Here is a 1,659-nt window from a genome sequence, read left to right as displayed (position 1 = left end):
GACAGACACGTCATCGACCACGGTCGTCGCGTCATAGCGCTTGGTAATGCCTTCGATCTCGATCATGCCGTTTCAACCCTGCGCCTGGTGGCGGTCATTTCGATCACCGCATCGAGGATGATGGCGGCGGCAAAGGCGAGCGCGACCGTTGGCACCGCGCCGAGCAGCACAAGGTCCATCGCCGTCTGGCCCACACCCTGGAAGACGAATACGCCGAAACCGCCGCCGCCGATCAGCGCGGCAATGGTGGCGAGGCCGATGTTCTGCACCAAGACGATGCGAATGCCGGTCAGGATCACTGGAAAGGCCAGTGGGAACTCGACGCCGAACAGGCGCTGCCTGTCGGTCATGCCCATGCCGCGCGCGGCGTCGTGGGCCGCGCGCGGCACGCCAGCGAGACCGACCACGGTGTTGGCCACCACCGGCAGCAGCGAATAAAGGAACAGCGCGACGAAGGCGGGTGCGGTGCCGATGCCGCGAATGCCGAGCGCGGCAGCCCCCGGCACATGCGTGGCCACCCAGCCGAGCGGCGCGATCAGCAGGCCGAACAGCGCGATCGAGGGAATGGTCTGGATGATGTTGAGCACGTTGAGAACCCCGGCGCGCAGACTTTCGACACGATGGCAGAGAATGCCCAGCGGCAGGCCGACGACCACTGCCGCAAGCAGCGACCCTAGCGCCAGCGTTACATGCTTGGAGCCCTCCGCCCAGAAACTGTCGGCGCGGTTGAAATATTCCTTCAGGATCGACAGATTGTCCCAGCTTCCCGAAATCAACAGCAGCCCGATCGCCAAAGCCGAGACCGCAAGCACGCCAACTCGTGCCAATGGCGACAGGTCCAGCCGTGTCAGCACATCGGCGAGCAAAAGCGTGAAGGCAAAGATCAGAATCCAGAAACCGGAGGCTGGCGAAACTCTCGCAAAGGTGTTGCCCTCCGGCGTGAGGAATGTTCCGGCGACGCCGATCAGCAGCGCGAGCGCGGCAAGCGCCACCACGCTGGCGGCAAGGCGCAGCGAAAGCGGTGTCTTGAACAGCGCGATGAGTGCTGCGGCGACGATCATGACGAGCAGCAGCGTCCCGGTGGTTGCCGGCAGCGCCTCGAGAATCGAGCGCGCCTGGCCGGGGACGATGCGGTTGGCACGGAACGTGGCAAAGGGCGCGGCAAAAGCCGCGTAGGCTGATATAGCGGCGATGACCACGCCGAGCTTGTCGAAGCGGATGTTCACGCCCTCCCCCGTCAGTCGATCCGGCGCGCCACGAAAGCGGCGCGCCGGAATCGTCCTACTTCAGGAAGCCGTTCTTCTTCAAAAAGTCCTCGGCGACGCCCTTGACCGGCTCGCCGCCGACCTGCACGCGACCATTCAGCTCCTGCAGCGTGACGAGGTCGAGCTTGGCGAAGACCGGCTTCAGCAGCGTCTCGATCTCGGGATGTTGCTTCAGCACCGCTTCGCGGATGATCGGCGCCGGCTGGTAGACCGGCTGCACGCCCTTGTCGTCGTCGAGCACGACGAGCCCGGACGGTGCGATGCCGCCATCGGTGCCGTAGACCATGGCCGCATTGGCGCCGTTGGTCTGGTTGGCGGCCGCGGCGATGGTTGCCGCGGTGTCGCCGCCTGAGAGAGTGATCAGTTGGTCCGGCTTCAGCGTGAAGCCATAGGT

The 1,659-nt window shown here is 65.0% G+C and carries 2 protein-coding genes; both read right to left on the bottom strand.

What is annotated here, in order from left to right:
• Positions 1 to 62: 62 nt before the first annotated feature.
• A complete protein-coding gene (locus tag ENZ75_RS31180) occupies positions 63 to 1,226 on the bottom strand; it encodes an ABC transporter permease (protein WP_128278598.1) in 1,164 nt (387 codons plus the stop codon).
• A 55-nt stretch (positions 1,227 to 1,281) separates the two neighbouring features.
• Positions 1,282 to 1,659 (bottom strand): glycine betaine ABC transporter substrate-binding protein (locus tag ENZ75_RS31175; RefSeq protein WP_281061317.1); only part of this gene is annotated, 378 nt, incomplete at its 5' end.

Source organism: Mesorhizobium sp. M7A.F.Ca.CA.002.04.1.1 (assembly GCF_004022805.1).
Taxonomy (GTDB): domain Bacteria; phylum Pseudomonadota; class Alphaproteobacteria; order Rhizobiales; family Rhizobiaceae; genus Mesorhizobium; species Mesorhizobium ciceri.
The sequence above is the reverse complement of the archived record's forward strand: the minus strand, read 5'-3'. Positions and strand labels throughout refer to the sequence as shown.